This window comes from Streptococcus sp. NPS 308 (assembly GCF_002355895.1).
GTDB lineage: Bacteria > Bacillota > Bacilli > Lactobacillales > Streptococcaceae > Streptococcus.
In genome coordinates this window covers 936,705-957,400 of the sequence record NZ_AP017652.1, presented here as the reverse complement: position 1 = coordinate 957,400, position 20,696 = coordinate 936,705, and the positions used below count along the sequence as shown (strand labels likewise).

Genomic DNA, 20,696 nt, shown 5'->3' with positions numbered 1-20,696 from the left:
AGACGTTCTCCCTTCATTTTCAATTAGGTTAAGGTATTTTCTTACTTCATTATACCATAATCAAAAAGCAGTTCTTCATTTTACGAAAAACTGCTTTTACTGACTAGTTATTTTATGCTTATAGTCACTAGTTTACATATAAATCTCTAAAGCGACCATCTACTTCTGCTATCTGATAGAGCAAGTGAGCTAGTTCTTGGTAATCTTCTTTTAAACATGAAATGTGGGCCTGGCCAAATAAAGAAGCTAATTCTTCTTTTAATCTGGCCCCTTCTGGATCATGGTCTTTTAAGAATTTACTGAGATAGAGATTTCGAACAGCAGCAAGATTAAAGCTGAAATACTGATGCAATTGTTTTTGCTCGGTATTTAAGCCATTTTCAGCAACTGCTTTTGCATAACATTCCAAAACACTACTTTGACCATTCAGATATCGGTTCTTCATAATCCTTGCAGTTTCCTGAAAGATTTCAGTCTGACTAGGACTCTTGACCTTCTTAAAATTTCCCCACATGGAGTAAGCTCCACGCTTATAGTCAATATCCTCCGCCTTCCAAGCTTCTATAATGTCAGTAAAAGTAACCTTCATACAGGCAAAACCAGCTGGATCATGCAAATAGAGATATTGACCATCAATGCCATACACGGTTACGAAGTGATCCACACCATAAAGGATTGTGTGATTGGGATTGTAAGTCAAATGTCCCATATCAAGAGGTCCAAGTACGACAGGTCCATTGGACAGAAAGGTTTCCAACTTTCCTTTAATCTCTTCCAAATTAACTTCTGCTCCATCTTTTAGATAGAAATCCTCATAGTCAAATCCTAGTATTTTTAAGGAATGGGAGATGGAAAGGTCTGGCATTCCATTATCAAAGAATACTAGAGGGTGCTCCTCATCTTCCTTCACGATACTAGCGCCATTTCCCATCACCATAATTGCCTCTAAAAACTCTGCTTTAAAGTCATAACCATAGGTTTCTAGTGCCATTGCCAATGAATAGCTATAGCAAAGCGACACATCTCCAAAATACATCTGCATATTCATGCCTCCTTATCTTCTATGGGACTATTATACCGAGAAAACGATACTCATGCCCCATAAAATCCAAACAAAAAATATGGTATTTGTGATTTACGGACATGAATGTCAACAATTAAAAACTCTGTAGAGATTCTTTCCACAGAGTTTAGTTTGCATCTTTATAAAAAATCAGAAAATGATTTAGTCCCTGATGACTGGTATCCAGAGTTCCATTTGGTAGTCTGGGGACGACATATCTCCTTCAGTATAGACTTCAAAGTCTGGCGCTCCTGAGTGGCGATAGCCAGTTTCTGGGAAAAAAATCTCTAGAACATATTTCCAAGCATGTTGGATGCTTGTTGGTATAGCCCCATTGACTGGTACGATAGCATATTCAGCTTCAGATATGTCTTTGATTGACAAACCCAGTTCTTCTGCTTTAGCTTTATCCGTCACATCATAGGCAGCCATATAGTTGATGATTTCACCTTCTTTGACATCCGAGCAGACACCAAAGGATTGGCCACTACCCAAACTTTCTAGGCTTTCTAAGCTGTGATTGGCATAGAGCTGCTCCCATGCAGACGGACACTGGCTATTGTCAATTGCTTCCAATAGGACGCCTGCCACAGTAAAAGAAGGTTTCTTTTGAATCTTGATATCCATGTTCTTTCCTCCTGTAATCTTTAAGGATAATTGAAGTCTAGGAAAAAACCGATAAGGTTTTCCATTTCGAACTTCTGAGGGTGTTGCCCCATGGAATTTCTTAAAGGCTGCGCTGAAGGAATCCGCAGATTCATAGCCGTACTTCATTGCTATGTCAATGATTTTGTCAGAGCTTTCCCGCAAGTCTGTCACTGCTTCTGACAGCCTGCGATTGCGCAAGTATTCTGCTAATGTCATATCTGCCATGATGGAAAAGATTCTGCTAAAGAGAGGGTAAGAATAGCCCGATAACTGATGAAATATTTTCATATCAACTTCTCCAGTCAGCTGCTCCTCCAAATAATCCATAGTTTGATTGAATTGATGCATCATATTCGTTTCTTCTTACCTCCACAAGATACAAAAGTCCTTAAAAGCAAAGTGAAAACAGAAAAATTGACGCTAGAGATTCTAGTCTTAGAAATTTTATCTTTTTCGAACAGCTTTTAGACCGTGTTCAATTCTATTTATAGTCTAACAGATATCAGATACTTCCGCCCTAGAATCTTTGTACAAGATTTAAAGGTGTAAATTTCTATAACTTATCCTTTAATTTCTCAACAAAGAGATAGGCTGCAGGGCAGGTCAAGGTATTCTTAATCGTCAAATGGTTGATTTGATGGATCTTTTTACGATCTGTATGGGGAAATTCACGACAGGCCTTTGGACGAACATCATAGATGGAGCAGAGATTATCTCCTCCTAGAAAGGGGCAGGGCATGGATTTGAAAACCTTGTCACCATCTTCATCAACTTGTAAAAACTCTGCTTCAAAGGCTGGTAATTTCATCTTAAAATACTTCGCAATACGAGTAATATCGGCTTCTTTAAAGTCGGGTCCCAAGGTCTTACAACAGTTAGCACATGCAGTGCAATCGATCTCAGCAAAAACTTCTTCGTGAATCTGCTGGGCAATCTTATCTAGATTCTTTGGTGGCTTTTTCTTTAGATTTGCTAAAACTTTACGATGCTCCTTCTGCTTTTGCAAGGCTAGCTGGTGATAGTACTCAATATCAATTTCTTTAGACATAGTTTCTTTCTAATACAAGTGTTTTTGTCTATTATACCATAAGTTATTTTTCATTTTTGAGTCTTGCACATAAAAAGCCCTTCGGATAAAATCCGAGGGGCTTAAAACGTTGTTAAATCAACGATTATTTTTTAAGGTTGTAGAATGATTTCAATCCACGGTATTCAGCTACTTCACCAAGTTGGTCTTCGATACGAAGCAATTGGTTGTATTTAGCGATACGGTCAGTACGTGAAAGTGAACCAGTCTTGATTTGTCCTGCGTTTGTTGCAACTGCGATGTCAGCGATTGTTGAATCTTCAGTTTCACCTGAACGGTGTGATACAACAGCAGTGTAACCAGCTTCTTTCGCCATTTCGATAGCGTCGAATGTTTCAGTAAGAGTACCGATTTGGTTAACTTTGATAAGGATTGAGTTAGCAGCACCTTCTGCAATACCTTTTTCAAGGTAAGAAGTGTTTGTTACGAAGAAGTCGTCACCAACCAATTGAACTTTACCGCCAAGACGTTCAGTAAGAGCTTTCCAACCGTCCCAGTCGTTTTCGTCCATACCATCTTCGATAGTGATGATTGGGTATTTGTTTACCAATTCTTCAAGGTAGTCGATTTGTTCTGCAGCAGTACGTACAGCAGCTCCTTCACCTTCGAATTTAGTGTAGTCGTATACTTGACGTTCTTTATCGTAGAATTCTGATGAAGCACAGTCAAATCCGATAAATACGTCTTTACCTGGAACATAGCCAGCAGCTTCAATCGCAGCAAGGATAGTTTCAACACCATCTTCAGTTCCTTCAAAACGAGGAGCGAATCCACCTTCGTCACCTACGGCTGTTTCAAGACCACGAGATTTAAGGATTTTCTTAAGAGCGTGGAAGATTTCAGCACCCCAACGAAGAGCTTCTTTGAATGTAGGTGCACCAGCAGGTACGATCATGAATTCTTGGAAAGCGATTGGAGCATCTGAGTGAGAACCACCGTTGATGATGTTCATCATTGGAGTTGGAAGAACTTTAGTGTTAAATCCACCAAGGTAGCTGTAAAGTGGGATTTCAAGGTAGTCAGCAGCAGCGCGAGCTACAGCGATAGACACACCAAGGATTGCGTTAGCACCCAATTTACCTTTGTTAGGAGTACCGTCAAGTGCGATCATAGCACGGTCGATAGCTTGTTGGTCACGTACATCGTAGCCGATGATTGCTTCAGCGATGATGTTGTTTACGTTGTCAACAGCTTTTTGTGTACCAAGACCACCGTAACGAGATTTGTCACCATCACGAAGTTCAACTGCTTCGTGTTCACCAGTAGAAGCTCCTGAAGGAACCATACCACGTCCGAAAGCACCTGATTCAGTGTAAACTTCTACTTCAAGTGTTGGGTTACCGCGTGAGTCTAGGACTTCGCGAGCGTAAACATCAGTAATAATTGACATTTTTTACTCTCCTTTGAGTTAAATTTTTTACACCTCTATGATACCTTAAAAAGAGACCTTTTTCAAGAAAAAACGTTATCTTTGTGCAAATTTTCCTTAAGTTTGTTAAGTAATCGCTTTCAAATCATTCTGTTAATTCTAGTTAAAAATTTTTGTCTCTCAATTAGTGGATAGTGTTAATAAGTAACAATTTAAGGAATGAATAGTGATAAAATATTTTACAATTTTATATCAAATCGATAAATCACTTTAAAAATTGACTTAAATTTGTTACCATATTATAAGACAAATAATTAAGGAGACTAATAATGAAAAATAAATCCATTTTCACTATTTTGTTTTTAGCAGTTTTTTTATTAACAGCTTGCTCCCATAATAGTAACAAGATTGTTGAAAAAAATAGTGACGGAACTTCTACTATTACTTATACTGATGGTAGTAAAATTGGAACCAATGGCAAAGATTTTACAATTTTACAGGAAGATGGAGTTTCGCTTGTATATCTTGACCAAGATAAAACCTATCAATACCAAGGTCCTGATGGTAGTTTTGTTTCAAAAGACAGTGGCGGATCTTACACTATACAACTTCCCTCTGGCGAGAATATAATTTTGTATTCAAATGGTTCTTATTTAATTAGTAAGACTGACGGAAGTTCTGAAACAGGTACAAACAAAGAAGAACTTAATAAATACTTGATTTCTAAAGATTTCACTATTTTTTCTGAACTTGATAAAAAAGTTTCAGATATATTAGAATATATCAAGAAGAATAATTAAGTAGTATTGATCTCCTTCTAAGTATAGAAGGAGATTTTATTTTGGACTTCAACGTTATTTATGGTAAAATCAAACTATGACAGATTTATCAAAACAACTACTAGAAAAAGCTCATGGTGGGCCGAAATTAAACCCTGACGAACAACGCCGCTACCTCGGTACTTTCGAGGAAAGAGTTCTAGGTTATGCGGATGTTGAGATAGCCAATAGCCTTCAGCTACAAAAAGGATTTTTAACGATTTTGGAAAACTTTCAAGAAAAGACAGAGACTCTTTTTGTGAAGATTTCGCCAACTATCGAGTTTGACAAACAAGTATTCTACCTAAAGGAAGCTAAGAAAACCAATAGTCAAGCTACGATTGTATCAGAGGATCACGCTTCTTCTCCTTTAGGCTTAGTTATCCATTCGAACGAACCTGTTCAAGTGGATGAGAAGGATCTTCGACTGGCTTTTCCAAACCTATGGGAAGAGAAAAAGGAAGAGGCCTCTAAAAAATCTATCTGGAAAAAATGGTTTGGTTAATGACCTCTCATGTTTAATAAACGACCAATATTAGTAGCTGTGTGCTCCAAATAGAGGCTTGCTTTTTTCAGACTGTCTTCTAAAGGCTCACTTTTCTCTAGGATAGAGAATGCTGCTTGTATATTTTCAAATGGTAGGGGAGGCAAATCCTCAGAAAGGCTACCGCAAATAGCGATAACAGGAACTCCCTTAGGAGTTCTTTTTGCTACACCGATAGGAGCTTTCCCAGCGAAGCTTTGACTGTCCAGCCTGCCTTCTCCAACAATAACCAAGTCAGCATCTTCAACCTGCTTGTCAAAGTCTATCAAGTCCAAACAAGTGTCAATTCCAGATACGATACTAGCCTCAGCAAAGGCACAGAGCCCAGCTGCAATCCCACCGCCGGCTCCTGCTCCTTTAAGAGACAGGGTTGATGGTGAAAATTTTTCATAGAACCGCTGTATAGCCAAATCTACTGTCTCAAACAAAGCAGGATCCAAGCCCTTTTGTTTTCCAAATGTATAGGTCGCTCCTTGATGACCACATAAAGGGCTCACGACATCTGCTAAAATGCGGATTTTCACATTTTCAGGAATCCTATACAACTCACTGTCTGAAACTGACTCGAACTCAAGCAAAGTCTGACCGCAAGCAGGCAATTCTTTTCCCTTCTTATCATAAAAGTGATAACCCAAAGCAGCTGCAATACCAATTCCGCCATCATTACTTGCCGTACCACCAACACCGATATAGATTTTCTTCATTCCTTGATTAATGAGATGGCGAATCAACTCTCCAATACCTCTAGTTTGGATGCGAAGAGGATTTCGTTTCTCCCGCTGAATCTTCCCAAGACCAACCAAGTCAGCAACTTCAAAGAGCGCTATTTGATCTTTTTGAAAGTAGCGCATTGCTTCATTTAGACCAAAAGGTCCCGTAACCTCTTGCCATTTTTCTTCAAGTTCAAGAGAATGGCGAATCGAATCCACAGTTCCTTCCCCACCATCACCAACAGGACAGAGCAGACATTCTACATCCGCTATTGACTGTTTGAAGCCTTTTTTTATAGCTTGAGCGACCTCTTCTGCTGTCAAACTTTCTTTAAAAGAATCAGGTGCAATTACAATTTTCATAGTTCCCTCTCATTCTAAGAAATCAATCAAAGGAAGAACTTCCAAAAAATCCCTCGTATCTACATGACAAGCTATCTCTGCTTTTACGATCTCTTTGGCGCAAAAGGCTATGCCGTGACCTGCTGACTTTAACATCAAGAGGTCATTAGCCCCATCACCGATGGCAATCGTTCTTTCTTTGGAAAGTCCTAATTCCTTTCTCCATCTCTCAAGAGTAGCTTTTTTTACTTGACCTGTCACAATTTCACCGACTAATTTTCCAGTTAAAAAGCCGTCTTTGACTTCCAACTGGTTAGCAGTGAAATAGGAGATACCAAGGGATTTTGCTAATCTCTCAACTATTGGTGTAAATCCACCAGACACTAGACCTACTAGCATGCCCTTGTTTTGAAGTATGGAGATAAATTCTTGAGCATTCTTGAACAGGTGAATGGATTTGAAGACAGTATCAAAGACCGAAATCGGAAGACCTTTTAACAAAGCCACTCTTGCTCTTAAGCTTGTTTCAAAGTCCAATTCACCTCGCATTGCCTGGCTTGTAATCTGCGAAATTTCGGATTCGCAACCTGCTTCTCTTCCTAAAAGATCAATCACTTCCTCTTCTATCAGGGTGCCATCAACATCCATAACACAGAGCCCCATTACTTGAGTCATCACCTCTCCTCTTTTCTAAACAGCCCAAAAATCGTATGAAAGAATCATACGATTTTATCTATTAGTTGACTAGACTATGGTACAAGTCAAGATAAGACTTGCAAGCTGTATCCCATGAGAAATCACATTCCATAGCTTGTTTTTGTAGTTTTCTCCAAACGTCCGGCTGGTACTTATAAACATCCAAGGCTGTTTGGAAACTCCAGTTAAGCCAGTATGGTGTTAAATTGTCGAATCTAAATCCAGTACCAGTTCCCTCAATCGGATTGAAGGATTGAACTGTATCTCTTAGTCCGCCAACCTCATGAACCAATGGTAGAGTTCCGTAACGCATAGCCATCATTTGTGACAAGCCACATGGTTCAAAACGGCTCGGCATGAGGAAAAGGTCACAAGCTGCGTAAATTTCTTGAGCAAGTTTGACGTCAAAAGTGATATTTGCTGATAGCTTGTCAGGATAGACTTGAGCAAACCATGAGAAGGAATGTTCAAAAGCAGGATCTCCTGTACCTAAAAGGACTATTTGAACGTCCTCCTGTAAGAAACGGTGCAAGCTTTCTACCACAACATCAAAACCTTTTTGGCGCGTCAAACGAGAGACAATCCCAACAAGAGGAACATCTGCTCGCACTGGTAGACCAACTCTCTCTTGCAATTTTGCTTTGTTTTGAGCTTTTCCAGACAAATCTTCCTTATCAAAATGATAGTCTAAAAGAGCATCTGTCTCTGGATTATAGAGATCAGTATCGATTCCATTAACAATTCCTGAAACCTTACCTGACTCCATGCGAAGAATCTGGTCCAAACCGCAACCAAACTGACTGGTCATAATCTCATGTGCATAGCTAGGAGATACGGTTGAGACACGATCCGCGTATAGGATACCAGCCTTCATCCAGTTAAGGCAATCATTCCAGCGAAGGGTGCCATCAGCATAGCGTTCAAAGCCAACACCGAACAAATCCCACAACATTCCTTCAGAAAATTGACCTTGAAATTCCAAATTATGAATAGTTAAAACTGTTCTGATTCCTTGATATGCTTGAATCCAATGGTACTTTTCTTTTAACAAGAAGGGAATCATGGCTGTATGGTAATCATGGACATGGAGAAGGTCAGGGATAAAGTCAATGCGTTCCATTGCTTCTAGAGCAGCCAGTTGGAAGAAGGCAAAGCGTTCACCATCGTCAAAATCACCGTACACATGACCGCGGAAGAAATAATATTGATTATCAATGAAGTAGAAGGTAACTCCATTCAAGACCGTTTTCTTAATACCACAGTACTGTCTACGCCACCCTACACTAACTTCAAAGTGGAGAACATCCTCTATCTGGTCTCCGAACTTAGCTTCTACCATATTATAATAAGGCAAGAAAACTGCAACTTCGTGCCCCGCTTTTACAAGTGATTTAGGAAGTGCGCCAATGACATCGCCCAAACCACCTGTTTTTGAAAAGGGTGCTCCTTCTGCTGCTACAAATAAAATTTTCATGAATAAATGTCCTCTGTTACTGTTTCACCCTTCTTAACTACAACTGGATGTTCTGCTGTTCCTCGAATGACAACACCGTCCGCAACTTCAACACCCTTGTCCAAGATAGCATATTCAACTTGGGCACCCTGACCAATCACAACTCGAGGGAATAAAATGCTGTCCTTCACCACACTATCTTTGTGAACATAAATGTTACGAGATAGGACTGACTGAACTACTTCACCCTCAATGATACTACCAGAAGCAAACTGAGAATTACTTACTTTTGAAGTATTCGCATAGTAGGTTGGTTCTTCATTCTTAACTTTGGTATAAATCTTTTGATTTGGTGAGAAAAGAGAGTAGAATTTTTTAGATTCAAGCATATCGATATTTGCTTGATAATAGGACTGAACAGAATGAATGTTCGCTAAGTAGCCTGTGTATTCGTAAGCAAAAGCTCCTTCTTTTGCAGCTAAATCGCGGAGAACATAACGCAACTTTTCAGGATATTCTTTCTGAGCCTCTTCTTCAAGTCGTTCAATCAACCAAGGAGTATCCACAACAAAGATATCTGTAGACATGTTGAAGAGTTCATCCGTAGATTTGTTATCAAAGAGTTTGTGCGAACGAACATGGTCAGTTTCATCAATTTCCAAGATAGCATTCACATCTGAAATGTCTTTCTTCGGAAGTTTCTTATATACAACTGTGATCGGACCTTTCGTTGTATTGTGTAGGTGGAAGACTTGATTCAAGTCAATATTCACCAGCACATCGCAGTTAATCGAAACGGTCTGGTTTGAACCTGAACGTCTCAAGTAGGTAAGTAGCTGTTGGTAATACTCTTTTCCAACTGTACTGCTTTCAACACGAGTATTGTAAATTCCTAGATAGTAGTGACTTAGAAGTGTTGACAAGCCCCACTCACGACCCGAACGGATATGGTCGAATACAGAACTGATATTATCTTGTTGGAAAATACCAAAGATACTACGAACACGTGCATTTGCAAGACTGGAAAGGGGGAAGTCAATCAAACGGTATTTCCCACCGAAAGGCAAGCTAGCTACCGGACGGTGTTCTGTTAACGTTGACATATCATGAAAACCAACTGTGTTTCCTAAAATGGCTGAATATTTATCAATCTTCATCTGTTGCTACCCCCACTACTTCATTGTATCCTACTACTTGTACTTCGTCAGTTCCGTCAATTTCTACGCCGTCTGCAATAATGGCACCTTCACCAATAATAGCACGAGTAATCTTTGCTCCATGGCCAATAATAGCCCCACTCATAATGACAGAATCAACGACTTCCGCTCCCTCACGTACTTGTGCTTCTGTTGATAGAATCGAACGTTTAACCGTTCCATCTACAAAACAGCCATCCACGACCAATGAATCCTCAACGTGTGCATGTGCTCCAAAGTAGTTGGGTGGTGAGATCAAGTTTCTTGAGTAAATTTTCCACTGACGATTACGGCTATCCAAGGCATTTTCTGGTGAAATATACTCCATATTGGCTTCCCAAAGTGACTCAATCGTACCAACATCTTTCCAGTAGCCATTAAATTCATAAGCATAGACACTTTCACCAGACTCGAGATAGTTAGGGATAACGTTCTTCCCAAAGTCTGACATATCCACATTGCTCTTTTCAGCAGCAACAAGCATATTACGAAGTCGTTTCCAGTCAAAAATATAAATCCCCATAGAAGCCTTTGTAGACTTAGGTTGCGCAGGTTTTTCTTCGAATTCAACGATACGGTTATTGGCATCTGTATTCATGATACCAAAACGGCTAGCTTCTTTGAGAGGTACGTCTAGGACAGCTACCGTCAAACTGGCATTGTTATCCTTATGGGACTGAAGCATATCATCGTAATCCATCTTGTAGATGTGGTCACCTGAAAGGATCAAAACATATTCAGGATTAACACTATCAATGTAGTCGATATTTTGGTAGATAGCGTGACTGGTCCCTTCAAACCAACGGTTTCCTTCACTTGCGGAATAAGGTTGCAGGATTGAGACCCCTGAACTAATACCATCCAAGCCCCAGCTGGACCCATTTCCGATATGGTTGTTCAAGGCGAGAGGCTGGTACTGAGTAATAACACCGACATTGTGAATCCCAGAGTTAGCACAGTTTGAAAGCGCAAAGTCAATGATACGGTAGCGCCCACCGAATTGCACCGCTGGTTTGGCAATGCTTTGAGTGAGTTTTCCGAGACGTGTTCCTTGCCCACCCGCAAGGATCAAAGCTAGCATTTCATTCTTCATTTTCTACTCCTTTTTATAGACATGTGAACGTTAAAATCGTAAGAAGGTCGGAAGTCAAACTTTTTATAAAAATAATAGGAAGTCCATTTTTCTTGTGTTTCAAGTCCAATCCAAGTAAACCAACTAGTAACATCTTACATCATTACCTAATCAATAGTATTCTACTCTTTTTGCTTAGTCGGTTTCAAACGACGCTTGATCTTCCAGATACTTGCTCCCATTGCAGGCAGGGTAAAGGTCAAGGTCTGCTCATAATCCTTCCATAAATCTTCTTGAGTTTGAACCGTTTGATTGTGTTCTTTCCACACTCCTCCCCATTCTTCTAATTCTGTATTCCAAACTTCTTCATAGACACCTGCGACAGGAAGTCCGATTGTAAAGTCTTTACGTTCAACCGGTGCCATATTAAAGACGCAGACTAACATCTCGTCTTTTTTACTCTTACGAATAAAGGAAAGGACACTCTGATCTCTATTATCTGCATCGATGATTTCAATACCGTCATAGCTAGTATCAATCTCCCAAAGACAACGATGGTCTTTGTAAAATTGATTAAGCTGCGAAGTAAAGTGTTTCATCTTAGAGTTCATGTAATCTTCTAAGTTTGACCATTCTAATTGCTCTTCAGATTTCCATTCTAAGAATTGACCGTATTCACTTCCCATAAAGAGCAATTTCTTACCAGGGTGGCAAATTTGATAGGTGTAAAGATTGCGCAAGCCTGCAAATTGATTGTAGCGATCGCCCCACATCTTGTGCATCATACTCTTCTTGCCATGAACGACTTCATCGTGTGAAAACGGTAAGAGGTAGTTTTCTTTGAAAACATACATAAAGCTGAAAGTCACTAGATTAAAATCATATTTACGATAAATAGGATCTTCCTCATAGAAACGAAGAATATCATTCATCCAGCCCATGTTCCACTTATAGTCAAAGCCAAGTCCACCTGACTCTTTCGAACCAGTAATCTGGGTAGCTGACGAACTTTCTTCTGCAATCATCATCACATCTGGGTGCTCTAACTTGATCACATCATTTAAACGTTGAAGGAAATAATAGCCTTCGTAGTTGAGGTTCCCGCCGTCTTTATTTGGAGTCCATGGAGCATTATCGTAGTCGAGATAGATGATGTTGCTAACCGCATCTACTCGAATACCGTCTAAATGATAAAACTCAATCCAGTGTTTGATACTAGAAATCAAGAAAGACTGAACTTCATTCTTCCCAAGGTCAAAGTTAAGAGCTCCCCAACCGTAGTTATGGGCCTTGTTGTGGTCTTGGTATTCAAAAGTCGGAGTTCCATCATAATAAGCAAGAGCATCATCGTTGATAGTAAAGTGACCTGGAACCCAGTCCACAATTACACCGATGTTATTTAAATGGCATTCTTCAACAAAATCCTGAAATTCTTCTGGTCGGCCATAGCAATGTTCTAGAGCAAAATACCCCATGAGCTGATATCCCCAACTCAAACCAAGCGGATGCGCCATTAAAGGCATGAACTCAATGTGAGTATAATTCATCTCAACAAGATAAGGAATCAACTCTTCTTTTAGTTGTGCAAAGCTATAGGGACTACCATCTGGATTTCTCTTCCAAGAGCCAGCGTGCGCTTCATAGATATTGACTGGTCGTTCAGAAAAACCTAGCCGTTTTCTACGTGCTAACCAAAGACCATCCTTCCATTTCTTGTCAGGAATATTTGTTAGAATAGCTCCTGTACCTGGGCGTGCTTCAAAACGGAGGGCCAAAGGATCAACCTTCATAATCTGATGACCATTTGCACGAGTGATATGGTATTTATAGATTTGCCCTTCTTGAGCTAGTCTAGTAAAAACTTCCCAAACCCCAAATTCATTTCGAACCATAGGAATTTGATTTTCTATCCAGTTAGTAAAGTCACCTACTAAATGAACTGCTTGAGCATTTGGTGCCCAAACTCTAAATGTATACCCTAATTCTCCGTTAAGCTCCTCTCTATGTGCTCCGAGATAATGCTGAAGATGGATATTCTCTCCAGTTGTAAAGGTTCTTAAAGCTTCAAATTTGTTCATTCAATCCCCTTTCTTTTTGTAAGCGTTTTCTATATTTCTATTATACTATCTTTTAAGGGAACTTTCAAGAGATTTCCGTAATTAATGTTATATTTTTATGAAAGCCTTCAAAAAATTATCTTAAGATTTTAAGTACTTTCATCTATTTGACAAAAAATAATGTTTATTCACATATATTCTTTTCAATTTATATACTATTGTTCGTATTCCCTTTTTATAGTAAATTTATATTGAAAATAAAATCAGGAATCTTGTCCTGACTTTTAAGGTTATTTCATATCAAATCAAAAACAATAGATTTAACATTTGTCATGGCTTCTATACTATATCTGATACCTTGAACCCCTGCACCGGATCCTTTTACACCGAGAAATGGGAAGTTATCTGGTCCTCGTTGTGTTTTATTATTGATGTGAACTGTTCCCACTTCAAGTTTTTCAGCAATTTCAAAAGCTTTTTTAAAATCATTTGTAAATACAGATGACTGAAGTCCAAACTCAGATTGATTTGCAATGGCAATCGCTTCTTCTACATCTGCGACACGAATAATCGGTAAAACGGGTCCAAATGGTTCTTCCCAGGCTAATTTCATATCTCTTGTGACATAATCAAAAAGTCCTGGCCAAATGAGATTATTCTCACGTTTGATTGGGCTAAGCGCTTTGGCTCCTTTTTCCTGAGCATCTTCAATCAATCCCCAGATGAAATCAGCTGAAGCATTATCAATAACAGGAGTGATATCAGCATTGTCAAAAGGATTACCAACTGTTAGTTTTGCAACTTCAGCCTGGAGTAAGTCTGCTAATTTGTCTGCTACACTATCAACGACCAATACACGCTTGATAGCTGTACAACGTTGCCCTGAATAACTAAAGGCACCAGCTACGATTTGCTTGGCTGCATGTTCCAAATCAGCATCTTCTAATACAATAGCTGCGTCTTTTCCACCAAGTTCAAGCATGATAGGCCGCATACCAGCCAGGCGACCGATTCGCTCACCAATTGGTGTTGAACCCGTAAAGTTGATAAAGTTCACTTCTTTGTGTTCAATAATGTAATCTCCAATCTCAGAACCTCGTCCAGTAATGGTATTCAATACTCCAGCTGGAATACCTGCTTCATCAAAAGCCTTGGCCAATAAGAGACCTGATATTGATCCTTGTGTTGGTGGCTTAAACAGAACGACATTTCCTGTAATCAAAGCTGGAGCAATCTTTGATGCAGATAAATTTACAGGATAATTAAATGGAGCAATGGCAAGTACGATACCAACGGGTTCCCGGCGTACAATGGACATTTTATTTTTACTTGCAGCTTCAAAGCCACCACCTTCCATGGCTTGACCAGTGATACGTAATCCTTCTTCAGCAGTATATCTAATCAAATCAGCTGTACGGACTACTTCTCCTATAGCTGCCTGAATTCCCTTTGCCACCTCTTTGGCAAGTATCGTTCCAATTACTTCTTTGTCACGTTCTAAAATATCTGCCGTCTTATGCAGATAGGACGCACGTTCTACGGGTGCCAAATCACGCCAAGCAGATAGCGCTGCTCGACCAGCTTTCATCACTTCATCAACTTCTGCCTGACTCATAGCTGGTACAGTACCAAGCTTCTCCTGATTAATAGGAGAGTAGGTTGTAATTTCATTCTCTGATGATTTCCAATTTCCGTTTACTAAATTCTGATAGTTTGTCAAATCCGTTTCCTCCTGAAAATGATTAAAACTTATTTTAACAAATTTTCAGAAAATTACAACCCTTTTTGTGAAAATTTTGAGATTTTTTTCACAAACTTGATTCTTCAAATAGTTTGACACTTAATTCTACTCCTCATTAAAAACTTATACATAACAAAAAGGATTAGACAATCTAACCCTTTTTAGTTTATGAATTTAAGAGAGTACTTTTAGCACTGCGACACTAGTATTGTCGATTACATTCGACTCCTTTGAACGACTATTTGTCACAAGCATTTCTAGATTTCCTGCATTTTCAAAGTAGAAGGAAGTTCCCTTGGCATTGAATACGACCAATAGATGTTCTGGTCCCCCGTGAATCTCGTAAACAATCCATCCGCTATTTTCTGCAGCCGTGTGGACAAAGACATGACGGTAAACTTCCTCGTATGTAGGATAAGAAAAGGCGCTAGTTTGTGTTTTCAGTCGAATAATCTGACGCACAAAGTCAATGCTTTCTTGTCTTTCATTGATCAAATCCCAGTTTATTTGGTTGACACTGTCAGGAGCGTTGTAACTATTCATAGCACGTTCTCGGTCTGCCGGAGTCAGTTGTCCATGTTCTCCTGTCGGAATTAACTTGGTTCGACCAAATTCTTGGCCAATTTCCATAAAGGACATTCCTTGCATGAGAAGGTTCATTGCTGTCGCTGTCTCAACCTTGCGCATAATCTGGTCTGAACTTTGATCAGGATGAAGAGTCGCTAGTAAATCATGAAGATTGTAATTGTCATGGGCTTCAACATAGTTGAGAACCTGGTTTGGACTCAGATAAGAACCCAACTCTCGGCTACCAAGAATAGCCTTGGCTACGATAGGTTCGGTGGCTGCACCACTTACAAATCCTGACTTGATTGCACCATAAACTTCTCCTCCTTTGATCGCATCACGCTGATCATCGTTGAAGAATCCGATATTTGGCATCTGGTAGGCATTGTCCTTCTTGGCCTTATCATAAGGTGCAAGACCTGTTCCCATATCCCAGCCTTCTCCATAAGTGATAATACGGGGATCAACCTCATCTAGCGCCCAACGAATCGCTTGCATGGTTTTGACATCATGAATACCCATCAAGTCAAAACGGAAACCATCAATATTGTATTCTTTCACCCAGTATAGGAGAGAATCAATCATGTACTTACGGAACATTTCATGTTCACTGGCTGTTTCATTTCCTACACCTGTACCATTTTGGAAGGTTCCATCTGGGTTCATGCGGTAGTAATAATCTGGTACAGTTGTTTGGAAAGGCGCATCAACCGTTGAGAAGGTGTGATTATAAACCACGTCCATGATGACACCAATTCCTGCATCATGATAGGCCTGAATCATCGTTTTTAGATCACGAACGACTTGTCCTGGATCATCTGGATTGCTAGAGAAACTTGGTTCTGGTGCATTGTAGTTTTGAGGATCATAGCCCCAGTTATAGGTTACGTTTCCTTCCTCATCGTACTCCTTATGGCGATCAAAGATAGGCTGAAGTTGAACATAGTTGCAACCAAGTTCTTTGATATAGTCAAAGGCGGTTGCTTGTCCGAATTGGTTAGTCGTTCCTGTCTGCGCAGCCCCAAGGAAGGTTCCACGGAGATGCTCTGCCACTCCAGATGTTGGAGATTTGGTCAAATCTCGGATATGCATTTCACAGATAACAGCTTTACATGGATTTTCCAAACGCCAAGGAGCTTCTGTCCCATGTTTGACTTCAAATCCATCTACTTGTCTCTCTTTGTGTGAGAGAATAACAGAACGTTTTCCGTCAGGACTGGTTGCAATTGTATAAGGATCTCTTGTCAAACTCTTGTGATGAGGGAATTCAATCTGATACTGATAAGCCTTGCCAGCAAGATTTTCATCTAAATCTAGACCCCAAACACCAATGGTATTGTACTTATGACTATATGAATAGCTATTCCCACGTTCTAGATTATAGGTTTTCCAAATCGGAGCATCGTTGCTGGTATTTTCATAGACAACCACCTGTACAGCTGTAGCTGTAGGAGCCCAAAGTTTAAAGCTTGTCTGATAATCTGAAAGACTATAACCTAGTTCTCCTTGGTAGCCCCAGTGATGATCGTAGCTAGCGCTATGGATTGCTTTATCAAAAGCAAATGGATTTTGATCTTTGTAGTAAGGACTAGCAATGGCTGGGTTTTCAGAATAATAAACCGTCTCGTCACCCTCTAAAATCCAAACCTCTGTCAGAAGCGGATAGTAGTTATAACGCACTGGATATTCCTTAATTTTTCCATCAATCTCAACTGAGAATTTTAGGTTTTCTAACTTTTCTTGACTTGTAACTGTGAAAGAGAACTTTGCTCCAAAAAAGTCATTCTCATAATACAATTTTTCAACATTGTCTGCCTGTTTTCTACTAAATGAACAAGCAGTATAATCCCCATTTTTTCGATGAAAATGGATGACTACTGGGTATCTATACATTTCTTTTCCTAATTTCTAATTTCAATTTAATTTTTTATGTGGTGCTGATAGATTCAGCGATTGAATCTCTGACTGACAATAGACTCAATCTATGTAAAAACACTTCAGGAGAGATAGTTTCTGACTATCTAAGACCTAGCTGGCTGCTATTCTTTACAAACTTTCCAACCAAGCTTCATCTCGAACTTCAATACCAAGTTCTTGCGCTTTTTGGAGCTTGCTTCCTGCATCCGCTCCTGCTACGACTAGATCTGTTTTCTTGGATACACTGCCTGTTACCTTAGCTCCCAGACTTTCGAGTTTGCTTTTGGCTTCTGAGCGCGTGAGACGTTCCAATTTTCCTGTTAATACAACTGTCAAACCTGACAAGGCTGCATCTGCTACTACTGTCTGCCCTTTGTAGTCCAGATTAACTCCAGCTTCTTTCAACTCGTCTAAAAGAATCTTCGATCCTTCTGTAGCAAAATAAGTCTGAAGGCTTTGGGCGATTACGCTACCCAGGCTTTCAATACTTGCCACTTCCTCTGGATCTGCCTGAGCCAGATTTTCAATCGTATGGAAATGTTGGAGCAAGAGCTGACTAGCCTTACTTCCGACATGGCGAATTCCCAAGCCAAATAAAAGCTTCTCAGCTGAGTTTTCCTTAGATGCTTGAATAGCCTGATACAGTTTTGACGCAGACTTTTCCTTGACACCTTCTAAAAGGAGGAAATCATCTTCTTTCAAACGGTAAATATCCGCTACATCCTTAACTAGATTAGCAGCAAAGAGCTTCTCAACTATGGAAGGACCAAGGCCTGTAATATTCATGGCATCACGAGAGGCAAAGTGAATCAAGCCTTCCATGATTTGGGCTGGACAGCGAGGATTGATACAACGTAGAGCAACCTCATCTTCAAAATGAAGTAACTGACTGTCACAGCTCGGACAGTTAGTCGGAATATCTAGTTTTTCTTCAGAAACACGCTTGGACTCTACCACACGCAAAACAGCAGGAATGATATCTCCAGCCTTATAAACGATAACCGTATCGTCTTTGCGAATATCTTTTTCAGCAATATAGTCTACGTTGTGTAGGGTCGCACGGCTAACGGTAGTACCAGCAAGCTGAACAGGTGTCAAATTGGCAGTTGGCGTGACAACCCCAGTACGGCCTACTGTCCAGTCAACTGAGAGTAGTTTGGCTTCTTTTTCCTCAGCAGGGAACTTGTAGGCCACTGCCCACTTAGGCGCTTTAACTGTAAAACCGAGTTCTTCTTGACCTGCTAAGTCATTGACTTTGATAACCACTCCATCAATATCGTAAGGTAGATGTTCCCGTTCTTGTCCTACTTCTTGGATAAAATCCCATATCTCATCCATGCTTTCAGCCAAGATTCGTTTAGGATTAACTACAAAACCAAGTTGTTCAAGATGCTTCAAGACTTTTTCTTGGCTATCACGAGTAGAAGGGCTTGCTTCTTGATAGAGAAAAGTCGCAAGATTGCGCTTGGCAACTACTGCTGTATCCAGCTGACGCAAAGTTCCAGCCGCCGCATTACGAGGATTGGCAAATTCAGGCTCTCCATTTTCTTGGCGAGCTTGGTTGACCAATTCAAAGGAAGCGCGTGGCATGTAACACTCCCCACGAACTGTGATATCTAGTTTTTCTGGCAAGGTCAAAGGAATATCCTTAACGCGTTTGAGATTTTCAGTGATATTCTCACCAATAGAACCATCTCCACGCGTCGACCCAGCGACCAAAATCCCCTTCTCATAGGTAAGAGAGATAGACAAACCATCGATTTTCAACTCACAGATATAAGTGGGATGAGGTAATTCCTTTCGCACACGCGCATCAAAAGCTTCTAACTCTTCACGTGAAAAAGCATCCTGCAAACTATAAAGAGGATACTGATGACTGTATTTTTCAAAACCATCTAAAACCTTACCACCAACACGATGAGTTGGACTGTCTGCTAAAACTTGATCCGGATAGGCGGCTTCCAATTCGACCAACTCTCGGTAGAGGCAATCATACTCACTATCTGAAACCGAGGGATTGTCACTCGTATAGTACTCGGTCGCATAGCGGTTAAGTAAGGCAACTAACTCATTCATTCTTTCATTCATAATCCCATTTTACCACAAAGCAAGCCCTCCTCACAATAGAGAAGGACTGAAAAATGATTCGTAATGAAATATTTTCTAAAAAAGAGAAATTATAACTCTTTTTTAAAATGACTTCGCACATAAACGAGGGATAAACAAGACAGGATGATAACACCGCTTCCAATTATCAGAAAAGAAGAGAGATGGACACTTGGTAGCACCGTCATAAAGCCTTTTGCAATCGGCATAAATAGGATGGCTAAGGTAAAAATGGTGCTTAGTACTCTTCCCAAGTATTCCCCCTCAACCTTGGTTTGAACCTGAGTAAAAAAGTGAATGTTAAATATCGTCATAAACAGTTCACAAACTAAATTTCCAGAAAAGGAAAGAAAAGTTGGCAGTGGTAACCCCATCATAAAAACTCCAACTCCAGTCAAAGCCAATAGAATCAAAAGATTATAAACACCTGCCTTTATTTTGCTAGCTAGAAGAGCTCCGATAATCGAACCAATAGCGCCCATAGTTAAAATAGTTGCATAAGCTCCTTCTACCCCGTATAGTCGATTTGAAAAAGGGAGGAGAAATTCAAAAGCTGCAAAAAAGAAATTAACACTGGAAGCTACTACCAAAAGGAAAAAGATCTCTTGCTGGCGCCAAATATAGCGAATCCCTTCTTTCATATCAGCAAAAATATTTTTCCAGCTGAAAGTCTTTTTCTCTTGTTCCTGAGTCTCTTTTTTTGGGAGAAAAGCTACTAAGGTAAATGCGATAAAAAAACTAATGGCATCTAAAACGAGCGTCATATGGAGACTGGCAAATTGTAAAACGAGAAAAGAAAGCACCGGAGAACTGACTCCTACAACCTGTAAAACTAACTCCAAGCGAGAGTTATAGGTCACAATCTCGTCTTTCTCTACAACCTCAGTTATAATGGCTTTATTGGCTGTACGAGAAAATGCAAAGGCAACCGCCTGAACAATATTGGCAAAAATCAAGGCAGCAATCATCAAGCTATCATCTCTGATGAAAGAAATAGCTAAGCAAAGAACGCCACAAATCAAGTCTGTCGTCATCAAAATTTTGCGACGCGAAAATCGGTCTGAAATCACTCCGCCAAAGGGATTGACCAGAATCGATGTGACGAGTTCAGAAATTTGATAAATCCCAAGAACAGTCTGCCCTATCGTTCCCATTGATGCCAACCAAACACTGTTTCCATAATCATAGAGCATATTTCCTATTTTATTAATAGCACCACGACTAATCAACTGGATTGCATGTCGATTCATATAAAAAACCCCTCTCAAATTTTGAAACTATTGTATCAAAACTGAAAGGAGTCTCTTTAT

Annotated in this window: 16 protein-coding genes; 2 read left to right on the top strand and 14 right to left on the bottom strand. The window is 39.9% G+C overall.

Annotation, left to right across the window (positions count from 1 at the left end):
- Positions 1-127: 127 nt before the first annotated feature.
- The 4 genes from SNAG_RS05015 to eno all read right to left on the bottom strand — a co-directional run bounded on the left by SNAG_RS05015 (position 128) and on the right by eno (position 4,188).
- Positions 128-1,042: a peptidase gene (locus tag SNAG_RS05015; RefSeq protein WP_096407133.1), complete on the bottom strand. Its 915-nt coding sequence runs from the start codon at positions 1,040-1,042 to the stop codon at positions 128-130.
- A gap of 183 nt (positions 1,043-1,225) precedes the next feature.
- Positions 1,226-2,062, bottom strand: a complete 837-nt coding sequence (locus SNAG_RS05010) for an AraC family transcriptional regulator (RefSeq protein ID WP_096407130.1) — start codon at positions 2,060-2,062, stop codon at positions 1,226-1,228.
- Between the two features lie 202 nt (positions 2,063-2,264).
- Positions 2,265-2,759 carry a YkgJ family cysteine cluster protein gene (locus tag SNAG_RS05005; protein WP_000031471.1) on the bottom strand — a complete coding sequence of 165 codons (495 nt, stop codon included), beginning with the start codon at positions 2,757-2,759 and terminating at the stop codon, positions 2,265-2,267.
- Between the two features lie 124 nt (positions 2,760-2,883).
- Positions 2,884-4,188, bottom strand: a complete 1,305-nt coding sequence (eno, locus tag SNAG_RS05000; protein WP_006151137.1) for a surface-displayed alpha-enolase — start codon at positions 4,186-4,188, stop codon at positions 2,884-2,886.
- A gap of 308 nt (positions 4,189-4,496) precedes the next feature.
- Between eno and SNAG_RS04995 the strand changes: the two genes are divergently transcribed.
- Positions 4,497-4,967: a hypothetical protein gene (locus SNAG_RS04995; protein ID WP_096407127.1), complete on the top strand. Its 471-nt coding sequence runs from the start codon at positions 4,497-4,499 to the stop codon at positions 4,965-4,967.
- 76 nt (positions 4,968-5,043) lie between these two features.
- On the top strand, positions 5,044-5,490 hold the full coding sequence (locus tag SNAG_RS04990) for a DUF1694 domain-containing protein (protein WP_096407125.1): 447 nt from the start codon (positions 5,044-5,046) through the stop codon (positions 5,488-5,490).
- Here SNAG_RS04990 and SNAG_RS04985 read toward each other — a convergent pair.
- The 10 genes from SNAG_RS04985 to SNAG_RS04940 all read right to left on the bottom strand — a co-directional run bounded on the left by SNAG_RS04985 (position 5,487) and on the right by SNAG_RS04940 (position 20,636).
- Positions 5,487-6,602: a glycerate kinase gene (locus tag SNAG_RS04985; RefSeq protein ID WP_096407122.1), complete on the bottom strand. Its 1,116-nt coding sequence runs from the start codon at positions 6,600-6,602 to the stop codon at positions 5,487-5,489. The genes SNAG_RS04990 and SNAG_RS04985 overlap by 4 nt on opposite strands.
- Positions 6,603-6,611: 9 nt before the next feature.
- A complete protein-coding gene (gene serB / locus SNAG_RS04980; RefSeq protein WP_096407119.1) occupies positions 6,612-7,256 on the bottom strand; it encodes a phosphoserine phosphatase SerB in 645 nt (214 codons plus the stop codon).
- Positions 7,257-7,317: 61 nt separating this feature from the next.
- Positions 7,318-8,751: a glycogen synthase GlgA gene (glgA, locus tag SNAG_RS04975; protein ID WP_096407118.1), complete on the bottom strand. Its 1,434-nt coding sequence runs from the start codon at positions 8,749-8,751 to the stop codon at positions 7,318-7,320.
- Positions 8,748-9,887 (bottom strand): glucose-1-phosphate adenylyltransferase subunit GlgD, encoded by a 1,140-nt coding sequence (gene glgD, locus SNAG_RS04970; RefSeq protein ID WP_096407115.1) that lies wholly within the window; start codon positions 9,885-9,887, stop codon positions 8,748-8,750. Before glgD ends, glgA begins: the two co-directional genes overlap by 4 nt.
- Positions 9,877-11,019, bottom strand: coding sequence for a glucose-1-phosphate adenylyltransferase (locus SNAG_RS04965; RefSeq protein ID WP_049536437.1), 1,143 nt, complete (start codon positions 11,017-11,019; stop codon positions 9,877-9,879). Before SNAG_RS04965 ends, glgD begins: the two co-directional genes overlap by 11 nt.
- A 161-nt stretch (positions 11,020-11,180) precedes the next feature.
- A complete protein-coding gene (gene glgB, locus SNAG_RS04960) occupies positions 11,181-13,076 on the bottom strand; it encodes a 1,4-alpha-glucan branching protein GlgB (protein WP_096407113.1) in 1,896 nt (631 codons plus the stop codon).
- A 274-nt stretch (positions 13,077-13,350) separates the two neighbouring features.
- Positions 13,351-14,775 (bottom strand): NADP-dependent glyceraldehyde-3-phosphate dehydrogenase, encoded by a 1,425-nt coding sequence (locus SNAG_RS04955; protein WP_096407110.1) that lies wholly within the window; start codon positions 14,773-14,775, stop codon positions 13,351-13,353.
- A 195-nt stretch (positions 14,776-14,970) separates the two neighbouring features.
- Entirely contained in the window at positions 14,971-17,256 is a 2,286-nt protein-coding gene (pulA, locus tag SNAG_RS04950) for a type I pullulanase (protein WP_096407108.1), read from the bottom strand.
- A 153-nt stretch (positions 17,257-17,409) separates the two neighbouring features.
- Positions 17,410-19,368: an NAD-dependent DNA ligase LigA gene (ligA, locus tag SNAG_RS04945; protein ID WP_096407105.1), complete on the bottom strand. Its 1,959-nt coding sequence runs from the start codon at positions 19,366-19,368 to the stop codon at positions 17,410-17,412.
- Between the two features lie 89 nt (positions 19,369-19,457).
- Positions 19,458-20,636 carry an MFS transporter gene (locus SNAG_RS04940; RefSeq protein WP_096407103.1) on the bottom strand — a complete coding sequence of 393 codons (1,179 nt, stop codon included), beginning with the start codon at positions 20,634-20,636 and terminating at the stop codon, positions 19,458-19,460.
- Positions 20,637-20,696 lie beyond the last annotated feature (60 nt).